We start from the raw sequence: 24,017 nt of genomic DNA on the forward strand, positions 1-24,017 counted from the left end.
ATTTTTCTTATTCAAGTCCTAAACTTCTGTTCTTTAATAAGTCAAAATCAGTCAACTTCCACTGCCAATTTGGTGAACCAACTATCCACGGAGTATTTAGTCGAGCATGACTATCTAACTCTAAAACATCTTGTACTGGCAGGATTACATATTCAGCATCACAATTTAGTAAATACTTAATAATCTTTCTAAAAATATTTCTATCATTAGCTTTAAAATATTTCTTTAACAGCTTTCTTTGATATCTATTTAACTCATCAAAATACCATCCTTTGAGAGTATTATTATCGTGAGTACCTGAGTATGCAATGATATTAGTACCCTCAACAAACTTAGCTGTTTTTAGATCAAAATGAAATGGGAATACTTTCATACCCTTTAAATTATAGTGATCACGCAACTCAAGTACTTCAGGGCGTAAATCACCTAAATCTTCTGCAATAATATTAGCATCTGGAATACGCTTATAGACTGTATCAAAGAAATCATAACCAGGAGCCTCGATCCACTCACCATTTATAGCAGTCTTTTCACCTGCTGGTATCTTCCAATATGTATCAAAAGCTCTAAAATGATCAATCCTAACGATATCAAATAGCTTGAAGTTACCCTTCAGGCGCTCTATCCAAAAATCAAAATTTGTTTCTTTGAGCTTATCCCAATCATATAGAGGATTACCCCATAGCTGGCCAGTTTCTGAGAAAAAGTCAGGTGGAACACCTGCAACAAAACTAGGATTTTGATTCTCGTCTAATAGAAATATATCTTGATGCTCCCAAACATCAGCAGAGTCAAAACCTAAATAAATAGGTAAATCGCCCATAATTTCAATATTATTTTGATTAGCATATTCTCTTAGCTCAAACCACTGCTTATAAAAGATAAACTGCAAAAATATTTGATAATCTATCTCGTTTTGAAATTGATCAAGTTCTATAGCTTTATCTTTGATCCAGTTTTTATATTCTTGCGGCCAAAAATTCCAAGCTTGGTTATTATTAGCCTTTCTAAAAGCTTTAAAAATAGCATAATTTTTAACCCATGAGTTTTGAGCTATAAAATTATTATATTCTTGTTCAAACTTATCTTTTGAACTTTGAAAATTGCTAAATGCTTCTTCGAGATACTTATCTTTGAAATTACGAACAAGTTCATATTCAACTTTATCAGAGTTTACATTCAAACTTTTAAGAGATGATTCTTCAAGCAAACCATAATCTGCTAGTTTTTCTAAGCTAATATAGATTTCATCACCTGCAAAAGAAGAGCTTGACTGATATGGAGAGTTGCCAAAACCTAGTGGTGTAAGTGGCAACACCTGCCAAATTTTAGTATTTGCTTGTTTTAAAATATCAACAAATTCATAAGCACTTTTACCCAAATCACCAATACCAAACTGACTTGGTAAACTTGAGATAGCTAATAATAATCCAGATTTTTTCATATACTCTCTCTACATCATAAAAAAATGCACATTGCTGTAACCAAATAGTACTAAAATATTCTAAGAGTGACAAACTCAACTGCAGTCATCCTATGGCTTGACCATAGGATCCATTGGCTATAAGCTAAGTTAGTTATTGGATTCTACGATCAAGTCGTAGAATGACATATTATTCATAACACTAATCATCCTTATATCACAAGTGCAATACAAGTCTAAATCTTCCAGATATCTCTGTTATAGTCAGCAATAGTTCTATCTGAACTGAAGAACCCAGCTTTTGCAATATTTACTAAAGCCATAGACATCCACTCTTTACGGTTCTCATAATCTTTGATCATTTGATCCTTAACTTGTGCATACTCTACAAGATCTATCAAAGTCATAAACCAGTCTTTATTAAGTAGCTCGTTATACAACTCTTTTAAGTTAGATTTCTTACCAAGCTTAACAAGTTTTTTAGAAACTATAAAATCTACGATCGGCTTAATCGCAGGCTGCTTGTAATAATCTTTGGAAATATAACCACTAGTCTTGTATAGATCTATGATAGTGTCACTATCCTTACCAAAAGTATAGATATTATCCTGTCCAACTAGCTCAGCAATCTCAACGTTAGCACCATCCATAGTTCCTAATGTGATAGCACCATTTAGCATAAACTTCATGTTACCTGTACCACTAGCTTCTTTTGATGCTAGAGATATTTGCTCAGAGATATCAGCAGCTGGGATTAACTTCTCAGCAACACTTACATTATAGTTCTCAACAAACAATACTCTCATGTACTTATTCACATCAGAATCATTATTGATAAGCTCTTGTAAGCATAATATTAGATGAATAATATCCTTAGCTATTATATAAGCTGGAGCTGCCTTACCGCCAAATATAAAGTTAACAGCTCTTGCAGGCTTAAGCTTACCTGACTTAATCTGTAAATATCTATGGATTATATACAAAGCATTCATTTGTTGACGCTTATATTCATGGATACGCTTGATTTGTACGTCAAATATTCCATCTTTGATAAGCTCCACACCATAATGCTCTTTTGCAAATTTAATAAATTGTGCTTTTTTAACCTTTTTGATGTCTTCAAGAGCTTTTAAAGTATCATCATTATCAAATTTTAGAAGTTTTTCTAAATCAGTAGCTTTAGTTTTAAAACTATCACCGATAACACTTTCTAAGTACTTTGTTAACTCAGGGTTAGATTGTAATAACCATCTTCTGAATGTTATACCATTAGTTTTATTATTAAATTTCTTCGGATAAATATCGTTAAAGTGCTTCAATTCATCATTTTTAAGAATCTCTGTATGAAGAGCTGCCACACCATTCACACTAAAGCTATAATGAATACTCATATGAGCCATATGTACAATACTTTGATCATCTATGATAGATAATTTCTCATCGATATGCTCTAGCTTAACTTTAGCATCTAAATATCTAATAATATCGATTAATTCTTGAGTTAGTACTTTTTTAAGATATCTTAGAGGCCATTTTTCTAGCGCTTCAGCCAAGATAGTATGATTAGTATACGCTACTGTTTTCTTAACTATTTCGATAGCTGCATCTATAGATAGTCCTCTAGTCATAAGCTGACGTACAAGCTCAGGAATCACTAAAGTTGGATGTGTATCATTAATTTGGATAGTTGCATGTTCATGAAGCTTGTCAATTGAGTAGCCTTTGTCATCCATATCAGCAAATACAAGATGCACAGCATTACTTACCATGAAATACTGTTGGAAAATTCTTAATAAATGTCCTGCTTCATCGCTATCATCTGGATATAAGAAAAGCGTAACGTTCTTTTCGATAGCTGTTTTATCAAAAGATATACCTTTTTTAACGATACTAGAGTCAACGCTCTCAGCATCAAATAAGCATAATTTATTAACAAAATTATTTTGATAACCAACCATCTCAATATCATACATCTGAGATTGTATACTAAAACCATTGAAATCAATCTTATAAGCAGCCTTTCTCTTATTAAGCCAGCCTTTATCCTCTATCCATGGATTAGGTGTTTCTTTTTGTAGATTCTTTTTGAATTTTTGCTTAAACAAACCATAATGATAGTTCAAACTAACACCTGTTGCAGGAATAGCTAGCGATGCTATTGAATCTAAAAAGCACGCTGCTAATCTACCTAAACCACCATTACCTAGAGATGGTTCTGGCTCGCACTCTTCGATCAAAGCTATATCTTTACCATTAGCCTCAAATAGCTCTTTAACATCATTATAAATTCCAAAATTTATAAGATTATTTGCTAGCATTCTACCGATCAAAAATTCACTAGATATATAATATATTTTCTTTTTAAAATCAGGCGTTGGTAGTTTTTCTGTTTGCTCTTTAACATAAGATAATAGTGCATAATATAGATCTTGATCACTTGCTTTAGCTATATCACATCCTAAAGCATCTTGTAAAAAAAGCTTGATTTGATTTTTGTTGTCCATTTTTTTTAGAAACCTTTGATAATAATTTATTGATAAAAAGTAATTACATTAAAAATCATAATACCATTTAAGTATTTTTTTTGGTAAAAAAAATATTGATTTTTTGAACTTTTTTGAAAGTCTATTAAACTAATTGAGAATAAATTTGATGTATTTTATCAGCAGCTGCATTCCAATCTACTTTTTGTTGCATTGCAGTTTTTCTTACCTTCTTCCAGTCTGCTTTACGATTATATAATGCGAATGCTCGGCGAATTGCTAAAGTGAGCGACTCCACACTGAACTCATCAAAAACAAACCCTGTAGCCATACCATCTGCCAAATTTTCCAATGAAGAATCTGTAACAGTATCTGCTAGACCACCAACTTTGTGTACTAGAGGCAAAGTTCCATAAGTCAGACCATATAGTTGTGTCAATCCACAAGGCTCAAAACGTGATGGTACCATTATCACATCAGAACCAGCAATTATACGATGCGCTTGGTTTTCATCATAACCAATTTGTACAGCTATTGATTTAGGAGATTTCTTAGCCGCAGCTAAAAATGCTTCTTCTAAAGCTTTATCACCACTTCCCAATAAAACAACTTGACCACCTCTACTAGTGATTTCACCTATTGCTTCAATTAAAAGGTTTAGGCCTTTTTGCTCAGTTAAGCGTGTTACAATTCCAAAAACTACTGCATCCTCTTTTTTCGCAAGTCCAGTCATTTTTTGTAGAGCTGCCTTACATTTTGCTTTACCAACATTAGCTGTAGTAATCGAGTAGTTAGCCTCTATAAGAGTATCTTTTTTAGGATTCCATACTTGAGGATCCACACCATTAAGTACTCCATATAGATCATTATGACGATCTGCGAGTAGCCCTTCTAATCCACATCCCTGCTCATAAGACTGAATCTCTTTAGCATATGTAGGACTTACTGTGGTGATCTTATCAGCAAAATACAAACCTGCTTTCATGAAAGATACTTGACCATAGAACTCTAAACCATTCATACTCAAGAATATACCTGGTAAATCTAACTCCGCAAAAACACTCATTGGGAAAAGACCTTGATAAGCAAGGTTATGCACAGTGAACACTGTTTTTACAGCTTTTTTGCCAGATGCTAGTTCACTTGCTTTGATATAAGCAGGTACTAATCCAGCATGCCAATCATGACTATGAACAACTTCTGGCTTCCACTTAGCATCCAAGCCTTCAGAAATTCTTGCCGCTACCCAACCCAATAAAGCAAATCTGAGATAATTATCTGCATAAGCTTGATTACTACTATCTGCGTATGGATTACCCGGACGAGCAAATAAACTAGGAGCATCTATTACATATATGTCGATTTTAGTGTTAGGAATCTTAGCTAAAAATATGTTTATCTCTTCTGCACCAAAACGAGAAGGGATATTCATCCAAAGCTGTTTATCCTTAATAGCATTCATAAATGCCGGAAACCCCGGAACCAAAACCCTACTATCAACCCCAAAACTAGCTAATGCAGGAGGCAAAGCAGCTGTAACATCTGCAAGACCCCCTGTTTTTAGAATTGGATATAATTCACTACATACATGTAAAACGCGCATAAACTTCTCTTATTTTTCTTTTAGTTCATCTATCATCTTTTTAGTTACTAGTACCACACCCTTGTCGGTTCTAAAAAAGTTTTTAGCATCCTCTTTAGGATTTTCTCCAATCACCATACCAGCTGGGATATCACAACCTTTATCAATCACAACTTTTTTCAGACGGCAATTTTCACCTACTACTACCTCAGGCATTATCACGCACTGATCAATCTCACAACCTGCTGAGACTCTAACTTTCGAGAACATCAATGATTTAGAGATTTGCGAACCAAGCACTATACAACCACCTGAAGCAAGAGTATTTGTAATCACACCATGATTACCCTTTCTATCTGGCACAAACTTAGCCGGAGGAAGCTGCTCTTGAGCTGTCCACACAGGCCAGTCTTTATCGTAGATATTCAACTCAGGCATATTAGCTGCTAAATCAAGGTTAGCTTCCCAGAATGCATCTATAGTACCAACATCTCTCCAATATGGTTCAACACCCTCTCCTCTAGGAACACATGACATACTAAATGGGTGTGCTAAAGCTTGTTTTTCACTAACAACTCTTGGAATTATATCTTTACCAAAGTCATGGCTTGATTCTTTATTTGCAATATCTTCCTCAAGTAAATCATACAAATAATCAGAATTGAATATATATATACCCATACTTGCATAACATCTGTCAGTTGTGCCAGGAATTGTTGGTGCATTATCTTTAGGCTTTTCGACGAAGCTTGTAATTTTACGATCTTCATCAATACCCATAATACCAAATGCAAATGCTTCTTCTTCAGCAATTTCAACACACCCTACAGTACACTTATAACCGCTTTGGGCATGATCTCTTAGCATTACTGAGTAATCCATCTTATATATATGATCGCCAGCTAGAACTATGACATACTCAGGTCCATAAGAACGTAAAATATCAATATTTTGGTACACAGCATCAGCAGTACCACGATACCAACTCTCTTCATCAACCCTTTGCTGTGCTGGTAGCAAATCTATAAACTCATTTAGCTCACCACGTAAGAATCCCCAACCACGCTGAATATGACGAAGTAAAGAGTGTGACTTATATTGTGTAACTACACCTATTCTTCTGATACCAGAATTTAAGCAGTTTGATAAGGCAAAATCTACAATTCTAAACTTACCACCAAAATAAACAGCCGGCTTCGCTCTAGTGTCTGTTAGATTATATAAACGAGAACCACGCCCGCCTGCTAGCACTAATGCCATAGCCTTTTTATACAACTGATGCGATGAATTAGGATTATTCATAATAATTAACTCCTTGTGTTTATAATAGCAATTAAATCAAGTAACTACTGTTGGCTTAACCATGCCTGTTAAAGATTTAATATTGGTTAAATCTCCAGCAATATTTATCAAAGTAGCCAAAGCCTGTTGTGTTGGTGTATCAAATTTTGAAGAGTTAGATTCATACTTTTCTAAATATACACGTAAAGTAGCCCCCTGTGTTCCTGTACCTGATAACCTAAACACAATTCGAGAACCATCTTCAAAAATAATTCTTATTCCCTGATGGTTAGAAACTGAACCATCTATAGGATCCGTATAACTAAAATCATCTGCTTTAGCCACTTTCTCACCATTTAATTGAGTCCCTGTAAGACTAGATAATTTACCTCTTAAAGAACTCATGATAGAGTTAGCAATCACAGTATCTATAGCTTCATAATCATGTCTTGAATAGAAGTTACGACCAAATTTTTGCCAATGTTCCTCAACCAACTGATCAACATGTTTGCCTGTTGCAGCAACTAAATTCAACCAGAACAATACTGCCCAAACTCCATCTTTCTCACGAATGTGATCTGAACCTGTTCCATAACTCTCTTCACCACATAGTGTGATTTTCTGAGCATCTAATAAATTCCCAAAGAATTTCCATCCTGTTGGAGTCTCAAAACAAGGTAGACCTAATGACTCTGCCACCCTGTCAACTGCAGTTGATGTAGGCATTGATCTAGCAACACCTTTAATTCCTTTTGAATACGCTGGTATAAGATGCGCATTTGCAGCCATAATTGCTAGACTATCTGAAGGTGATACATCTATTTGCTTGCCTACAATCATATTTCTATCAGCATCACCATCTGAAGCTGCACCGAAATCATACTTACCACTACGCATATGCTTGACCAAGTCTTCAGCATTTACAGGATTTGGATCCGGATGAAAACCTCCAAAATCCTCAAGTGGTTCAGCATTGACAACTGTACCAGCTGGAGCTTGCAAAAGAGTCTCAAAAATATACTTTGCATAAGGACCAGATACTGCACTCATAGAGTCAAAACGCACCTTAAAACCATTTGCAAATAGTTCACGAATTTTATCGAAATCAAATATTTGTTGCATTAATTCAGCATAATCAGTTACTGAGTTAATAACCTCGACGGTTGTATTTTCAATTTTGTATATGCCTATCTTGTTTAAATTAACACTATCTTTAGGTGCATCACTTATTAAGTATTGGTTAATCTTTTTAGTTTCTGAAAAAATTCTATCTGTAATTTTCTCAGGTGCTGGACCACCGTTAGAAACATTATATTTGATACCAAAGTCTCCTTTTGGACCACCCGGGTTATGACTAGCCGATAACACAATACCACCAAAAGCTTGATACTTTCTAATAACACAACTAACAGCCGGAGTAGAAAAGATACCATTTTGTCCAACTATAATTTTACTAAAACCATTAGCTGCAGCCATTCTAACAATAATTTGTACAGCCACATCATTATAGTACCTACCATCACCACCAACAACTAGAGTCTTACCTCCTATATCATCCAAAGAATTAAATATAGATTGTACAAAATTTTCTAAATATCCTGCTTGCTGAAAAGCAGTGACTTTGTTACGCAGACCTGATGTTCCTGGTTTTTGATTTTCAAAAGGTTTGGTTAATACTCTTTGAATTGCCATTTTTCTACCCTAGTATTATGTTAACAGAATAAACACACTAATTTGGCGAACTACCTAGTCACCTTAATAGAGCATAGGTGAAAGCCCATACATTTCATCTTATCACTATCTCTATGAATTTAAAATAACCAATATCTGTATTGCTGGTAAAATTATTTTTTAAATTAATTATTCAGTTTACTAAGCTTATATAAACGATTAAGATTGTAATTATAGAGATTTTTAGTACTTATTAGCGTCTACGCTGAAAAACACACTGATTCTATACTTTTGACTAGGAGCTTTTATGAAAAACGTAAATTCAAAACAAAATAAACATTGCACCATTGGCGAGCAAGATATACATTACTTCCATGAAGGCAAGCACATATATGCTTATGAATTCATGGGTGGCCATGCAGCCTGTGAAGATGGTATTGATGGTATTAGATTTACAACCTGGGCCCCAAATGCAAAAAGTATTTGTGTCATAGGTGACTTTAGTCACTGGGAGATTCAAAGCAAAAATCAAATGAAACCCATTAGTAATTCAGGATTATGGAGTGTATTCATAGCTGGTGTCAAAAATGGACAAAAATATAAACTTGTTGTAACAAATAAAGATACTAATCATTACGTTTATAAAAGTGACCCTTATGCTTTTTTCTCAGAATTAAGACCGAATACAGCATCCATAATAAATACTCAAATGGAATATAAATGGCATGATGACAAATGGCTAAAAAAACGTGCTACTGCTGACTATTACAATAGTCCAATGAACATATATGAACTACATCTTGCTTCTTGGAAAACCAAAGATGGCGAATTTATGAGTTATGAAGAGATAGCCCAGATACTGCCTGAGTATATCAAAGATATGGGATACACACATGTAGAGTTTATGCCATTACATGAACACCCACTAGATGCTTCGTGGGGTTATCAACCAACAGGTTTTTACTCAGTGAATAGTCGTCATGGCGATTTAGTCGGTTTGAAGCACCTAGTTGATAAACTTCATACACATGATATAGGTGTAATTTTAGATTGGGTACCAGGACACTTCTGCAAAGATCAACATGGATTAATCAACTTTGATGGTAGTGCATGTTACGAATATCAAGAACCTACCAAAGCTGTTAACGAGGGTTGGGGAACACATAATTTTGATCTAGGTAGAAATGAAGTAAAATGTTTCTTGATTTCAAATGCAATGTATTGGATCAATGAGTTTCATATCGATGGACTTCGTGTAGATGCAGTATCGAATATCTTATACCTAAACTATGATAGAGAAGATGGTCAGTGGGTACCTAACATTCATGGTGGACATGAAAATTTGGAAGGTATTGCTTTCTTAAGAGAACTCAATGGTGTCCTAAAGCATACCTGCAAAGGAGTGATCACAATTGCTGAAGAATCATCATCTTGGCCAAATATCTCCACACCTGTTGAGCAAGGTGGTTTAGGGTTCGACTTCAAATGGAATATGGGTTGGATGAACGATACATTACGCTATATCTCTTTAGATCCAGTTTATCGTAAGTATCATCACAACTTAATCACTTTCTCTATGGTATACCACTATTCAGAGAAATTTATCTTATCTATTTCACATGACGAGGTAGTTCACGGCAAAAAATCTCTCATAAACAAAATGTGGGGAGACTTATGGAATAAATATGCTGGCCTACGACTATATATGTCATATATGATTGGTCACCCCGGTAAGAAACTTATTTTTATGGGAAGTGAATTTGGACAGTTTGTTGAATGGCGAGAATATGAGCAATTACAGTGGCAGGTTGTTGATGAATATCACACACATAAAGAAACACTACATTTCTTCAAAAAGTTAAATGACTTCTATAAAGCTGAGACTGCATTGTGGGAGTGTGATTACGATCACCAAGGCTTCCAATGGATTGATGCCAACAACTCTGAACAGAGTATCTTATCTTTTGTCCGAGCTAGTAAAGATAACCAAGAAAAGCTAATATTTGTTTGTAACTTTACTCCTGTAACTTATTACGACTACAACATAGGTGTTCCTGATGCAGGATCATATATTGAGGCTTTTAATTCTGACAGCCTTGAGTTTGGTGGTTCAGGCCAAGTTATTTCAGATGAAATACTATCAGTTCCAGAAGCACAGCATGGCTTTGACCAAAAGATTGCCATAAAAATCCCGCCTATGGCCACCCTTGTTCTCAAACTCAAAAAATAAGGCTATAATAGCTTAACTAAATTTTTTAAAAAATATATAAATTATTAAGCAAAAGTTGTAAATATGCAGTCATTAAATAATATATGGATAGAAAAAGACAGCATCTTCGAAAAGTTCGATGCTGAATACTCTCTAGACCAAGACCCAGATACAAACAGTATTAGATTTAGAATAAATGCGCATGGCTTCTCATACGGTTATGTTACAGGACAATTTAATCAATGGAAAAAAGAAGATAGATATAGGCTAATATGGGAAGCTGACCCTGATGATGGTAGCTTATGGCTGACAAAAAATATTCTTAAGATCTCTGGGCTTATCAATGGCTCAAATCAATATACTTTTATTTTGATAGATCTAGAGGGCAATGAAAGAAGACTTTCTGCAAGCAATAGAGTTTTTGAACCACTGACTTTCAACTGGCTTGTAAATCCTCAGATACTTTCAATAAAAGCATCAGAAGATTACATAGTTCCCGGATACAAAGTTGACCTGATAGCGATAACAGAGTCTTTAACAAAAAAAAGAAGTATTGTTGATGTTACATGGCGAGTAGAGCCAAAATCAAAGCTTATTGAAGTCAAAGATAATAAATTAAGTGTTGACCCTTCTGTAACAGATATAAGTGAAGTCAAAGTATATTGTAGTAGCAAAAACAACCCTAACCATAAAGCAGAAAGAATTTTTAGAGTAGCTAGGGAACCTCGTAAAGGTCAACTTATTCACTTTATAAAAAAAGATGAACAATATCTAGGGCAGGACTTTAGCTGGGATTTATGGACGTATGATGAAAAAGGAAAAACACGCCCAAAATCACTGTCTAAAAAGAGCGACTTTGGACTATATGCTGATTGTGTAAATAAAAACATAATAGCACGCAAAAGAACATGGAGCACGTACTGGCAGAACGATTGGGCTGAACAAACAAGCTCATTCAAAATAGATGAAGATCATGATAACTATTATATAGTTTATGGAGATCATGATATTTATACTTCTCTAAGTGATGTTGTCAACAGAACTAATGCCAGAATAAATTATGCTGTACTTGATGAGCCAAATAAAATAGAGGCTTATTTATCAGATACTCCTCTGATAGGTACTATATTTGAACTATGGATAAATTCGAAAAAAGTTACAAACGCTGTAAATATCGTTAAGTATAAGTCTAAAAAAGTTATATTTACCAATTTGCCTTCTGAGCTTAAGCCAAGCGATTTAATAGAAATTCGTGCAAATAATACCTTTATGCCAACGAAAGTATTATTCGGTAACTTTTTGGATAAATACTACTATCCAAATGATGATATGGGTGTTGTCTTCTCTAATGACACAGTATCATTTAGGATATGGGCTCCGACAGCAAAACACGTTGAGCTTTTGATATATCATGAAGATGATAATGACAAACACGAGATGCCTGATGATGCATTTAATTTAATTCCAGAATTAGAATATGGTACACATAGTGCCTGTATACCTAGAGACCTCTGTGAAAATAAATTCTATATATATCGACTTTATTTTGATGATATAGACTATCGTGGTAATAAGTATACAAAAATAACTTATGCTATAGATCCTTATGCAGTTGGACTTGGTGCCAATGGTAGAAAAGGATTCATACTAGACCTTAACTCAGATGAGCTATCTCCTGAAAGCTGGAAAAACAGCTACTTCCATACACCTCAAAACCCTCAGGATGCTGTTATCTATGAATTACATGTTAGAGATTTCTCTATCGGCTCCGATAGTGGAATACCAGAAAACATCAAAGGCAAGTTTTTAGGTACAGTATATGAAGGATCTGAAATAACTACTCCAAATGATGAACTATCTGTTTCAACGGGTATAGATAGTCTTCATGAACTTGGTGTCACTCATGTACATCTATTACCAATATTTGATTTTTCATCAGTTGATGAGTCAAATGCCAATATCAAAGATAATAGAAACTGGGGATATGATCCACAAAACTACAATGCACCAGATGGAAGCTACTCTATTAATCCTTTTGATCCAACTCAAAGAATCAAAGGTGCTAGAGAAATGATTGCCGGATTCCATAACAAAGGTATTGGTGTCGTTATGGATATGGTATATAACCATATGACTGATACATCGAACTTTGACAGTATTGTGCCAAAATATTATTTCAGGACTGATAGCCAAGGCCATTTTACCAATGGTTCTGGGTGTGGTAATGAACTTGATACCGAAAAACCAATGGTGCGCAAGTTTATCAAAGACTCCGTTCTGCACTGGGTCAAAAACTATAAAGTCAATGGTCTAAGATTTGACTTAATGGAACTAATCGATTTGGATACTATCAAAGAAATTACTGAAGAAGTAAAACAAATAGATCCAGGTATTATAGTCTATGGAGAACCATGGAAAGCTGGTGACTCACCTCTAAGAAATGGTACATATAGGGGCACTCAGAGAAACCAAGACTTCTGTGTATTTAATGATACATTTAGGGATGCGATTAGAGGCAATAATAGTCCAGGTAATGGTTACATCAATGGAGATGCTCATAATCCAGCCAATATCGGCAAGGTTATGGAAGGTCTTAGAGGCTCTATACATGATCTAACTGCTAACCCTAAAGAGACTATCAACTATGTAGATGCTCACGATAACTATACACTTTGGGATCAAATTGAAAAAAGCCTGCAAAGGAACATTCAAGCTGGAGATTATCGAAAAAATATTCCCGAAAATATCTTTGAAAGTCGTAGAGTTCGCCAAAACGGTTTAGCCCTTGGTATTTTATTAACATCTCAAGGGGTGCCATTCTTGCATGGTGGTTGTGAGTTTTTGAGAACAAAGCAAGGTGATCATAACAGTTATAAGAGTGGTGATGATATTAATGCTTTTCACTGGCAAGATAAATTACAATACAAGCCTTTTTTTGATTATGTAAAAGGACTTATAAAGATAAGAAAAGAACACCCTGCTTTTAGAATGACTAGCCCTGAGGATATCAGTAAACACCTAATTGTTTCAGCAGCATACCATGATCTTCATTCTGGAGTTATCGTATCTCATCTCAAGGATAATGCCAATGGAGATATGTGGAAAAATATTGTTATAGTTTATAATGCAACAGCAATTGATAACTATGACATCAACGATATTGTTCCAACTACCGAGACTAATGTGTGGCATGTGATTGCAAATCATGAAAGAGCTGGTACGGAGACTATAGAAAAAACAACTAAAGGCAAGCTCCCTCCTCTTAGAGCATATTCAATGTTAATTATTCATAGCTAAGGAGATAAGATGTCGGATAATTTTAAAGCTCCTCTTAATACTGAGACTAAGTTTTTATTTTCTACTTCTGGTAGTAACTCATCTATATCAAGACATAATACTGCTATACAGAAGCTAGGCTTAAATCTTTGTTATTTTACATTTTCTGGTGATATAACTGCCAAGACTTATACTGATGCTATTAGAGCACCCTTTGTCAATGGTGGTACAGTAACGGCTCACAATGGCCTAAAATCAAAAGTAATACCATTTTTAGATTACATAGAACCAATAGCTAAAGAGACTTTAGCAGTTAATACAATTATCAATAAAGATGGCAAACTTTATGGTTACAATACAGACTGTCATGGCTTACAAACAGCTCTTAAAAAAGGTATAAAGGCATCAAACAAAACTATAAAAACCGCAGTAATATACGGTAATGGTGGCGTATCTGGTGTGGCTTTTAAGGTACTACAAGATTTAGGAATAAAAGTAACTATCGTCGGTAGAAATGCTGAGAAAGTAGCTCAAAAAAGAAAAGAACTAGGTATAGAAAACATCCCTCATTTTGAAGGTCCGTATGATCTAGTAGTAGATGCTACACCAATATCATCATCACTAGAGCTAGAGCAAAATACCCAATTTATAGACTTAGTTAAAGATGCAAAAATTGTATTTTGTCACGCCATGCCTGAAAAAGATAATAAAAAAAATTATCTACTCGAGTATTGTAACAAAAATGATATTTTCTATATATCCGGTGAAGATATGTATATTAATCAGCTCATTAAACAATATATGATCTACTTTGAAAATCTCAATCAAAAGAAAATCACTGAGGAGGATATAATAAAAGCTTGGAATTTATAATTCTGCTATTTAATATCTTTAATAATATCCAACCAATTAGAATAAAAAGTCTTTCTATCATTTTGCCATGAATAATCAATATTATTTTGGCTGTCATAGTAGTTATATGGCTTAGCTATATTATCGATAGTTGCTTTATCCCTTAAATACTCTGCTTCTAGAGTATCTTGGGTATACTCAAGATGATTAAACATGTAGGTAATATCATACTTTTTATCAGCTAAACAATCTAAGCCATCTATTACAGATGCTAGGATAACATCTGTATGCTCCAATACTTTCTGATCTGTAATTTTTGTTTGTCGAGATATACAAGCTTTAAGCTCACCATCTATACCTTTTAATAGTGGATGATCATGTTTAATAGGTTTATGTTCATATACACCAAATAACTTATTTTCTAGACATTGTTTATTTATATCATATAAATAATTTAGACCAGCCTGAGCAGCCCAGCAAACTAACATCACAGATAATTCATACTCAAGACTTTTTGAAATTATCTCACAAACTTCTGGATAGAAATCAACACTCTCAAACTCTAATAACTCAACTGGAGCCCCTGTGATAATAATCCCATCTAAATCAGCAAAATCATAATCCTGCCAATTAGCATAATTTTCTTGTAAGTAACTCTCGCTAACTCTTGTACTAGGACGTACTAATGAATGAAAAAACACTAACTCAACAATTGTAGAATTATTATGAGAAAGTACATCTGCCCAGTGCTTTTCAGTTTCTTTGACAGTTGGCATTAAGTTTACAATAGCAACTTTTAATCTTTTGATACTAGAGCTATTTTTGATACTAATTTCAGTTTGATAATTAAGCTGTAAGTCTGTAAAAAACTCAAATGGCTTTTTTGCATTGATCGTCATACTGCACCTCCGAATAATCCAAAGCCTGCTTTAAGTCCTCTATTAGATCATTAGCATCTTCTAATCCTATTGATAATCTTACCAAACCATCAGATACTCCTGATTGTATGCGCTCTTGTTCTGTTAACTGCGAATGTGTGGTTGATGCTGGATGTATAATCAAGCTTCTAGCATCACCAATATTAGCACAGTGTGTGAATAGCTTTGTTTGCTCGACCAAATTCTTACCAGCCTCAAATCCTTCATTTAACTCTATGGTTAGTAATCCCGCGACACCTTTTAGAAAATATTTATTAGCCAAAAGATTATATGGAGAATTAACAAGACCAGCATAATTAACTTTTTTAATCTTTGGATGAGCATTTAAAAATTTTGCTACTTTTTCAGCATTTTTGATATGCTTGTCCAATCTTGCTCCTAATGTTTCTAGACCTTGTATAGCCAAAAAAGCAGTATGTGGACTAAGAGTAGCACCTATATCTCGCAAACCAACTGCAAGCCCCCTAACGGTAAAAGCCAACTTGCCAAAAGTTTCATGAAATGAAATATTATTATAGGATCTATCAGGTTTTGCTAATAAAGGGAATTTATCATTCGCTGACCAATCAAAAGTTCCTCCATCGACAACTGCACCACCTACTATAGAACCATTACCACTTAAATATTTTGTCAAAGAATAAGAGACAATATCTGCGCCATGTTCTAATGGATTTAATAAATAAGGTGTTGCAACAGTATTATCAACTATCAATGGAATACCAGCTTCATGAGCAATTTTTGCAAGTGCTTTGATATCGGCAATAACTCCGGAAGGATTAGATTGAGACTCTATAAATAGTGCTTTGGTGTTCTCTTGGATAGCATTTTTGACCTCATCTAATTTATTTATATCAACTAGAGTTGACTGCCACCCAAACTGCCTTGGAAATGTATGTGTCAATTGTGTTACTGAACCACCATACAAATATTTAGAAGCAACTATATGATCTCCACTTTGAAGTAGATTTAAGAAAATCAAAAGTTGTGCTGCATGTCCTGATGAGCAGGCAAATCCTCCAGCAGCTCCATGAAGATTAGCTAACCTAGAAGCATACTCATCTACTGTTGGGTTAGTTAATCGTGAATATATACTACCGAACTCTTTTAATGCAAAAAGATTTGCAGCATGCTCTGTACTTTCAAATACAAAACTAGAAGTTTGATGTATAGGTGTTTGTACCGACCCGCTCTTTTCTGGTATAGAGCGATGTACAGCTAATGTTTCTAAAGAATATTTACTCATAGTTTTCTCCTACTTATAAAACTCTTTAGCTTGGGAGAAATCTGAGAGGGAAAGATGGAATAATCCAAAACACCTTTTAGCAGATTATTTTTCGTGTCCGCAAGCTGAGTTATCAAATCAACACGTTTATAAGACTATGCTTATAATTCATATGGAACAAAATCCATACCTTTCAGCATATTACTTAGAATTATCTTTGTCAAATGATTATTTAACAAAATCTTGAAAAATCACTATCACTTATCTCTTGTGACAGGCCTAACTCCTAATTCTGACAATATATAGTTATATAATGCCCTATGCACTTGATAGGTTGGATGAACATGATCCCAAAACGCATAATCTTGGGGATTATCACACATACTACCAGCATATCCTGCATCTATAACACTTTGCATTGATGGCTGATCTAATAGATCATTCATTTTGACTTTAGAGTCTGTTTTGGTGTTAGCCTCTAGGCTATTATATGCACTATCAATACTAGACTTCTCAGATAAAAAATACCCTCCCAACCAACAAGAATCTTTAATATGATCCAAGCTTATAGTTGCATTATATTTTTTATTAAAGCTCTTAGTATTATTTACCATTTCATCAAATACTGTAGCAATATCTATAAACTTCATTTTATGCTTATCTGCATATTCTCTTAAAATTTTATTATGCTGTTTGTATATTTTTTTGAGAATTTTTTCATTGCTAAGTGATTTAGATTCTCCTGTGATACTTAGATCAGGTAGTCCAACAATAACTGTCTGTTTTGCTGATACTTTTTCAATAGCATTGATAATACCATCGGTCACTTGTTTGACTGCTCCATCAATATCAGTCATCTCTGGATTAGTAGTTAGGTAGTCATTACCTCCGACAAAGAATATTGCTAAATTGTCTTTTATATCATCATTAGCTTCTAAGTCTAGGTACAAGTTGACCTGATTATCTAAAACGTATGGGGTACTATTCTCAGCCCATTCAGGAAACACTATAACCGAACTACCGCCTACCGCATAATTACTCACAGGGATATTATTTAAATAAAGCCTATTTGCAAACTGTTCTGACCATACCTCTCCATTAGAAAACATTCCTCTATAGTATGGTGTTGATTTTGGTAAGAGCTGTAATGAATATTTATACAAATTACCCTTATCACTTAAGCTATCACCAAATATCATTATTCTTTTGACACCAAATAATAAACTATCAAATATATCTAGCTCTTGATGACATGCAGAAACTGTAAAAGTTGGTGTTATTAAACTACCGTTTATTAATGTTTTAAGATTCACTGAATAATTAGTCCAATAATACTCATAACCATCATTGCGAAATTGATGATTTATTTCTATATTACCTTTTGAATCTTTAAATAAAGCTCTATTTGCACCCTTTTTACCAAAATAAAAAAAGCCATTTGATAACTCGTATTCTACAGAACCTGACGAATCTTTAGACTTAAAGCCAATATCATAATATGAAGTTGTTGAATCCATAAAATTATCATTTGATAACTCTTTAGTCATATAGTACTGATGTGGTTTTAGTGTCTTTGTAAAAGTTGATTTGTTATTTTTATCTTTGATAGTAAATACAACATCTGTACTACAGTTATTCTCAAGCATTAGTTTAGTATGAGCATATCCAAAAGAATAATTTATAGATAAAGAGGCCAATAAAAGGATACTAGATATTTTTAAGAAAATGTTACGCATCTAATAATTAATATGGATTAGAATATAACAAAAATTATACACTAGTGAACATAAAAACTTTAGCTCTAAAAATACACCCACAAAAATATTAAAATTGTCATATCTGCAAGTGAATGAGTAATGATAGGAGCAAATAATCCTTTGACTTTGTATCTCATCAAACCCAAAGCACAAGCATAGACAAAAGTCATCGCAAAACCTATTAACCCATTAGGGAACCCTCCCGCGTAATGAAATCCGGCAAATAAAAATGCTTGTAAGAATATTACTACTAAAATATTAAAAACTTTACTCAATTCAGTTTGGATAATTCCTCTAAAAACAACCTCTTCAACAATTGCATTTAACAGTGCTCCAATAGGTATTAGTATTAGAATCACAATAGTATTAAGCTTCGCAAGCTCTTGAGAGGTTGCTTCTCCAACTCCAGTTAATTCATTAGTTGATACTCCCCAAACTATCAAACTTATTGAGGCTACTAGTGATACAAGTGCTACTGCTAACCAGATTTTAATATCTTTTATTTCCCCAAAATTAAATAGCTCAAAAACTTGCTTTTTGTATACTAATACAGATATTAATAGTGTGATTAATAATGTTGCAAGCATTGGATTTTGATAAAGAGGTATTATCAAATAAATTGGTAAGGTTGATAAAAATAAAAATAGATTTGAATTGAAAATCCTCTTATCAAAAATCATACTTACTATAAGCGATAAAGCTGCACATAGTACTGCAAGATTACTAGATAACTCACTCTGAAAATAAAAAGATAAAGTTATAAAAATTATATTTATTACAAATATAATTTTGACTAGATTAAGATTTGTAGACATGTTTATATTTTTTTGATAAATCTAGAAGAGATTATAAAGAAGAATTACTTAGGCTGCCAAACGATATCTAGCTCTTTAGCTGCTTTGACATCATCAAGACGACGCGCTGGTAAATTATAAGGAGCGCCTTTTAGATACTGAGGATCTTTCTTAGCAATATCTCTGATTTCTACCATTGCTTGGATAAACTGCTCCATACTATCAACATTTTCAGTTTCAGTAGGCTCTATTAATAGACACTCTGGTACTAATAGCGGAAAGTACATAGTAGGAGCATGCACCCCTCTATCTATCAAGCACTTAGCAAAATCAGTAGCTGTCACACCATAATTTTGGAACTCAGGCTTCAAAGTTACGATGAACTCATGAGAAGCTCTTCTCTCAGGATATGCTATCGTGAAGCCTTCTTCTTTTAAGCGAGCCATCATATAGTTAGCATTTAGAGTAGCTATTTCAGAGGCCTCTGTTAGACCATTGCCACCAAGCATTGCTCCATAGATATATGCTCTAATTAACACACCAATATTACCATTAAATGCTGATAATCTACCGATAGTATTTGGTACATCTTTTTCTTCTAGCCATACAAATTCATCATCTTTTTTACCAACCATTGGTACAGGTAAAAACTCTTTCAGCTTATCATTAACAGCTACAGGACCAGCACCTTGACCACCACCACCATGAGGAGTAGCAAAAGTCTTATGAAGATTCATGTGTAAAACATCAAATCCCATATCACCAGGACGAGCTTTACCCATGATTGCGTTTAAGTTCGCACCATCATAGTACAGTAAGCCACCAGCTTCATGAACTTTCTTGGCGATCACAGCAATACTTCTCTCAAACACACCAACTGTAGATGGATTAGTCAACATAATACCAGCTGTCTTAGGCCCAAGTACTTTATCAAGGGCTTCAATATCAATATCGCCACATTTTTTAGTTGGAATCTCGATAACCTTCAGACCACAAACTTTTGCAGTAGCTGGATTAGTACCATGAGCAGCATCAGGTACAATAATCTCATTACGCTCAAAATCCCCACGCTTGTGATGATATGCTTTAATCATAGAAACACCAGCAAACTCGCCTTGTGCACCAGCCATAGGAGCTAATGATACACCTGTCATACCAGTTAGCTCTTTGATTAGGTCTTGTAAATCATACAAGCACTCAAGAGTCCCTTGAACACTCTGGACACTTGCATAAGGATGCCTTTCTAAAAATCCTGCTAATGAAGCATACTTATGCGCCGCTCGCGGGTTGTATTTCATAGTACAAGAACCTAACGGATAGAAGTTCGTATCTATACAAAAGTTCTTGCGTGATAGTTGTGTATAGTGCCTGACAACATCAAGCTCAGCTTGTTCTGGTAAAATTGGTTTTTTAGAACGAAGCATATTTGCAGGGATATTTGAAACATCTCCTTTTTTGCTAGGCATTACAGATGGCGAGTTTTTACCTCTAGTTTTTTCAAAAATAACCATTTAAATTAACCTCCTATCCTAGCTAAAACTTTTTTGGTAGCTTCTATGTACTCTTTGATATCTTCAGATGTATGAATCTCTGTAGCACAAACCATAATAGAGTTAGCTAAATCAGTATGATACTCACCTAAGAAATAACCAGCATCTATACCTTCTTTTTCCATCTCTGTTACAAAATCTTGCGCATTTACAGGTAAATCGATCACTGCTTCATTAAAGAATAAATCATTAAACCTAGCATTTACTCCATCTAGTTTAGATAATTCATTTGCTAGCTTAGTAGTATTTTCATGAGATACACTTGCTACTCTTTCTAAACCTTCTGCACCTAATAAGCTCATATAAATAGTTGCAGCTGTTACCATTAAGCCCTGATTAGTACAAATATTTGAAGTAGCTTTAGCACGACGTATATGTTGCTCTCTAGCTTGTAGCGTCAAACAAAAACCTTCGTTACCATCTAAATCTACTGTTCTACCTACAATACGACCAGGCATTTGGCGAATATGAGGCATCTTACAAGTCATAAAACCAAAGTATGGACCGCCAGAAGCTAGTGGTACACCCATAGGTTGACCCTCACCACATACTATATCAGCACCATTGTCACCCCATTCCGCAGGTGATTTTAATAGCGCAAGTGACATAGGATTAGTCACGGCAATTGCCAAAGCACCGTGCTTATGTGCCCAGTTAGTCAAAGCATCAACATCTGCAAGCTGCCCTAAGAAGTTAGGACTCTGGATAACTACAGCAGCATATTGAGTATCGGCAAAACTATCTAATCTAGCAACATCAGTCTTACCATTTTTAGAATCCAAATTTACAACATCAACTTCGATACCTTGATGCTTTGTAATAGTTTCAAGTACATTTAAATAAGTTGGATGTAGAGCTTCTGCTATTAAGACTTTTTGTGACTTGGCTTTTTTATTTGAACGAATCGCCATTAGTACTGACTCTGCCAAAGCAGTTGCCCCATCATACATCGAAGCATTTGAAGCATCCATACCTGTCAGCTCTGCCATCATAGTTTGGAACTCGTATATAACTTGTAAGCCACCTTGAGACGCCTCTGCTTGATATGGAGTATATGCTGTATAGAACTCTCCTCGAGCTACTATATCCCATATAGCAGCCGGTATATGATGACTATAAGCACCAGCACCTATAAAATTTGTATTATGATGATTCTTATTTGCTCTTTTTCTAGCTACCCTAGCTAGCTCCATCTCATTGATTCCATCAGGAATTTGTAGAGTATCGGCTCTTAACTGAGCTGGAATTTCATCAAAGAGTTGATCTACGGAGTTAGCTCCAATAGTATCAAGCATTTTTTTGATTTGTTCTGGTTTATGTGGAATAAAAGACATATTTCCTCCATGTCTTTGTATATAGAATTTTATAAAGACTAAATAGAAATTCTAAAGGTTTATACTAATTAGTCTTCTAAAGTTTTTGCATAAGCATCAGCAGACAATAGATTTGCCAGTTGAGATTCATCAGAAATTCTGAGTTTAAATAACCATCCATCTCTATATGGTGCATGGTTTACTTGAGAAGGATCGTCACTTAATGATTCATTCACATCAATAACCTCGCCATCAAGAGGAGCATACACATCAGAAGCTGCTTTCACAGATTCAACAACACAAGTATCATCTCCAGCTGAGAATTCTTCTCCAACCTCTGGTAGCTCAACATATACTAAATCACCTAATAAAGATTGAGCATGTTCGGTAACACCTACTGTAACTTCCTCACCATCTACTTTAACCCACTCATGAGATTTTGTGTATTTTAATTCATTAGGAATATTCGACATTTTATACCTCCGTATTGACTACGATTAATTATTGTTGTGAAAATATTTATTGTTTTAAATCAAAGATTGTCCATTTTTGACAAACTTTGCCTTAACTAATTCTACTTCTAATTGTTTACCACGTATATTTACGACTGGATTAGCGCCCTCTTTAGGTACATAAGCTAATGCTACTGCAACTTTAAGAGTAGGTGAAAAGCTACCACTTGTTATATAACCTTTCTCACCATTATCAAAATCAATCTCCTGACCTGCTCTAAGCACGCCTTTCGACTTCAAAACAACCCCTGTCCATTTGGTAGCTATACCCTGTGATTTTTTCGCAAGATATGCTTTTTTACCAATGAAATCTCTACTCTCATCAGAGAGATCAACACTCCAACCAAGCCCTCTCTCTAAAGGAGTTGTGGTTGTATTCATATCTGACCCATATAAGTGCATCCCTGCCTCTAAGCGTAAAGTATCTCGAGCACCTAAACCTACTGGTTCGGCACCATTTTCTAATAAATTATCCCAAAAATCTGCTACTTGATCTGCTGGCAGCATTATTTCAAAACCATCTTCACCAGTATAACCAGTTCGAGCGAACATCCAGTTACTAAAAAACTTAAATGTAAAAGGCTTCAATTTAGCTATTTCTTCTGCAATCTCAGTAGTCACAGTATGCTTGACAACCTCTACTGCTTTTGGACCTTGTACAGCAACGATAGCTAAACTTTGTTGTGGAGTTATAGCAACATCTAAGTCCTGAGAGTTTTCTTTAAACCATGCTACATCCGACTCTCTATTACCAGCATTGACAACAATTCTGAAATTTTCAGAATCAATTTTATAAGTAATAAGATCGTCAACAATACCTGCATCATGATTTAACATACAGCCATACTGCGCTTTACCCGCTTCTAGTTTAGCAACATCATTAGCTAAGATATGACGTAAAAACTTTTCAGCATCTTTACCTTGGATATCAACTGCTAGCATATGTGATACATCAAATACACCACAGTTTTCTCTAACATTATTGTGCTCTTGAATTTGTGAACCATAATTAATTGGCATTGACCATCCAGAGAAGTCTACCATTTTAGCATTTGCTGCTATGTGCGATTCATAAAGAGGAGTTTTAAGCATTTTTCCACCTAAAATTAGACTCGATAAGCAACACTATACATTTTTTTTTAGCTGAATATAAG

General features: G+C 34.6%; 16 protein-coding genes and 1 riboswitch. Of the genes, 3 read left to right on the plus strand and 13 right to left on the minus strand.

The genetic code is table 11. The annotated features are described in order from the left end of the window. Positions 1-7: 7 nt before the first annotated feature. The 5 genes from malQ to F0R75_RS06245 form a co-directional block, all read right to left on the minus strand. Positions 8-1,444, minus strand: coding sequence for a 4-alpha-glucanotransferase (malQ, locus tag F0R75_RS06225; RefSeq protein ID WP_149377236.1), 1,437 nt, complete (start codon positions 1,442-1,444; stop codon positions 8-10). Between the two features lie 215 nt (positions 1,445-1,659). Then, positions 1,660-3,927: a glycogen/starch/alpha-glucan family phosphorylase gene (glgP, locus tag F0R75_RS06230; protein WP_149367945.1), complete on the minus strand. Its 2,268-nt coding sequence runs from the start codon at positions 3,925-3,927 to the stop codon at positions 1,660-1,662. A gap of 124 nt (positions 3,928-4,051) precedes the next feature. Further along, positions 4,052-5,509, minus strand: coding sequence for a glycogen synthase GlgA (glgA, locus tag F0R75_RS06235; protein WP_149377237.1), 1,458 nt, complete (start codon positions 5,507-5,509; stop codon positions 4,052-4,054). 9 nt (positions 5,510-5,518) lie between these two features. Further along, positions 5,519-6,790, minus strand: coding sequence for a glucose-1-phosphate adenylyltransferase (glgC, locus tag F0R75_RS06240; protein ID WP_149367943.1), 1,272 nt, complete (start codon positions 6,788-6,790; stop codon positions 5,519-5,521). A 36-nt stretch (positions 6,791-6,826) separates the two neighbouring features. Continuing rightward, a complete protein-coding gene (locus tag F0R75_RS06245; protein WP_149367942.1) occupies positions 6,827-8,461 on the minus strand; it encodes an alpha-D-glucose phosphate-specific phosphoglucomutase in 1,635 nt (544 codons plus the stop codon). Positions 8,462-8,747: 286 nt separating this feature from the next. Between F0R75_RS06245 and glgB the strand changes: the two genes are divergently transcribed. From glgB to F0R75_RS06260, 3 genes are all read left to right on the plus strand, one after another. Next, entirely contained in the window at positions 8,748-10,670 is a 1,923-nt protein-coding gene (gene glgB, locus F0R75_RS06250; RefSeq protein WP_149367941.1) for a 1,4-alpha-glucan branching protein GlgB, read from the plus strand. Positions 10,671-10,733: 63 nt separating this feature from the next. Further along, positions 10,734-13,946 carry a type I pullulanase gene (pulA, locus tag F0R75_RS06255; RefSeq protein WP_149367940.1) on the plus strand — a complete coding sequence of 1,071 codons (3,213 nt, stop codon included), beginning with the start codon at positions 10,734-10,736 and terminating at the stop codon, positions 13,944-13,946. A 9-nt stretch (positions 13,947-13,955) separates the two neighbouring features. Beyond that, a complete protein-coding gene (locus tag F0R75_RS06260) occupies positions 13,956-14,798 on the plus strand; it encodes a shikimate dehydrogenase family protein (RefSeq protein WP_149367939.1) in 843 nt (280 codons plus the stop codon). Positions 14,799-14,803: 5 nt separating this feature from the next. Here the strand turns inward: F0R75_RS06260 and F0R75_RS06265 are convergent, their stop codons facing one another. From F0R75_RS06265 to gcvT, 8 genes are all read right to left on the minus strand, one after another. After that, positions 14,804-15,676: a homoserine O-acetyltransferase/O-succinyltransferase family protein gene (locus F0R75_RS06265; RefSeq protein WP_149367938.1), complete on the minus strand. Its 873-nt coding sequence runs from the start codon at positions 15,674-15,676 to the stop codon at positions 14,804-14,806. Next, positions 15,648-16,958: an O-acetylhomoserine aminocarboxypropyltransferase/cysteine synthase family protein gene (locus F0R75_RS06270; RefSeq protein ID WP_149367937.1), complete on the minus strand. Its 1,311-nt coding sequence runs from the start codon at positions 16,956-16,958 to the stop codon at positions 15,648-15,650. Before F0R75_RS06270 ends, F0R75_RS06265 begins: the two co-directional genes overlap by 29 nt. 56 nt (positions 16,959-17,014) lie before the next feature. Beyond that, positions 17,015-17,092: riboswitch (SAM riboswitch) on the minus strand. 102 nt (positions 17,093-17,194) lie between these two features. Beyond that, positions 17,195-18,673, minus strand: coding sequence for an SGNH/GDSL hydrolase family protein (locus tag F0R75_RS06275; protein ID WP_149367936.1), 1,479 nt, complete (start codon positions 18,671-18,673; stop codon positions 17,195-17,197). Positions 18,674-18,738: 65 nt separating this feature from the next. Further along, positions 18,739-19,509 carry a CPBP family intramembrane glutamic endopeptidase gene (locus F0R75_RS06280; RefSeq protein ID WP_149367935.1) on the minus strand — a complete coding sequence of 257 codons (771 nt, stop codon included), beginning with the start codon at positions 19,507-19,509 and terminating at the stop codon, positions 18,739-18,741. A gap of 44 nt (positions 19,510-19,553) precedes the next feature. Continuing rightward, positions 19,554-20,999, minus strand: a complete 1,446-nt coding sequence (gcvPB, locus tag F0R75_RS06285; protein WP_149377238.1) for an aminomethyl-transferring glycine dehydrogenase subunit GcvPB — start codon at positions 20,997-20,999, stop codon at positions 19,554-19,556. A gap of 5 nt (positions 21,000-21,004) precedes the next feature. Then, on the minus strand, positions 21,005-22,372 hold the full coding sequence (gcvPA, locus tag F0R75_RS06290) for an aminomethyl-transferring glycine dehydrogenase subunit GcvPA (RefSeq protein WP_146421007.1): 1,368 nt from the start codon (positions 22,370-22,372) through the stop codon (positions 21,005-21,007). Between the two features lie 68 nt (positions 22,373-22,440). Then, positions 22,441-22,824, minus strand: coding sequence for a glycine cleavage system protein GcvH (gene gcvH, locus F0R75_RS06295; RefSeq protein WP_013923583.1), 384 nt, complete (start codon positions 22,822-22,824; stop codon positions 22,441-22,443). 54 nt (positions 22,825-22,878) lie between these two features. Next, on the minus strand, positions 22,879-23,955 hold the full coding sequence (gene gcvT / locus F0R75_RS06300; RefSeq protein ID WP_149367933.1) for a glycine cleavage system aminomethyltransferase GcvT: 1,077 nt from the start codon (positions 23,953-23,955) through the stop codon (positions 22,879-22,881). Positions 23,956-24,017 lie beyond the last annotated feature (62 nt).

Origin of the sequence: Francisella marina, assembly GCF_008369785.1 — a bacterium.
GTDB classification, from domain to species: domain Bacteria; phylum Pseudomonadota; class Gammaproteobacteria; order Francisellales; family Francisellaceae; genus Francisella; species Francisella salimarina.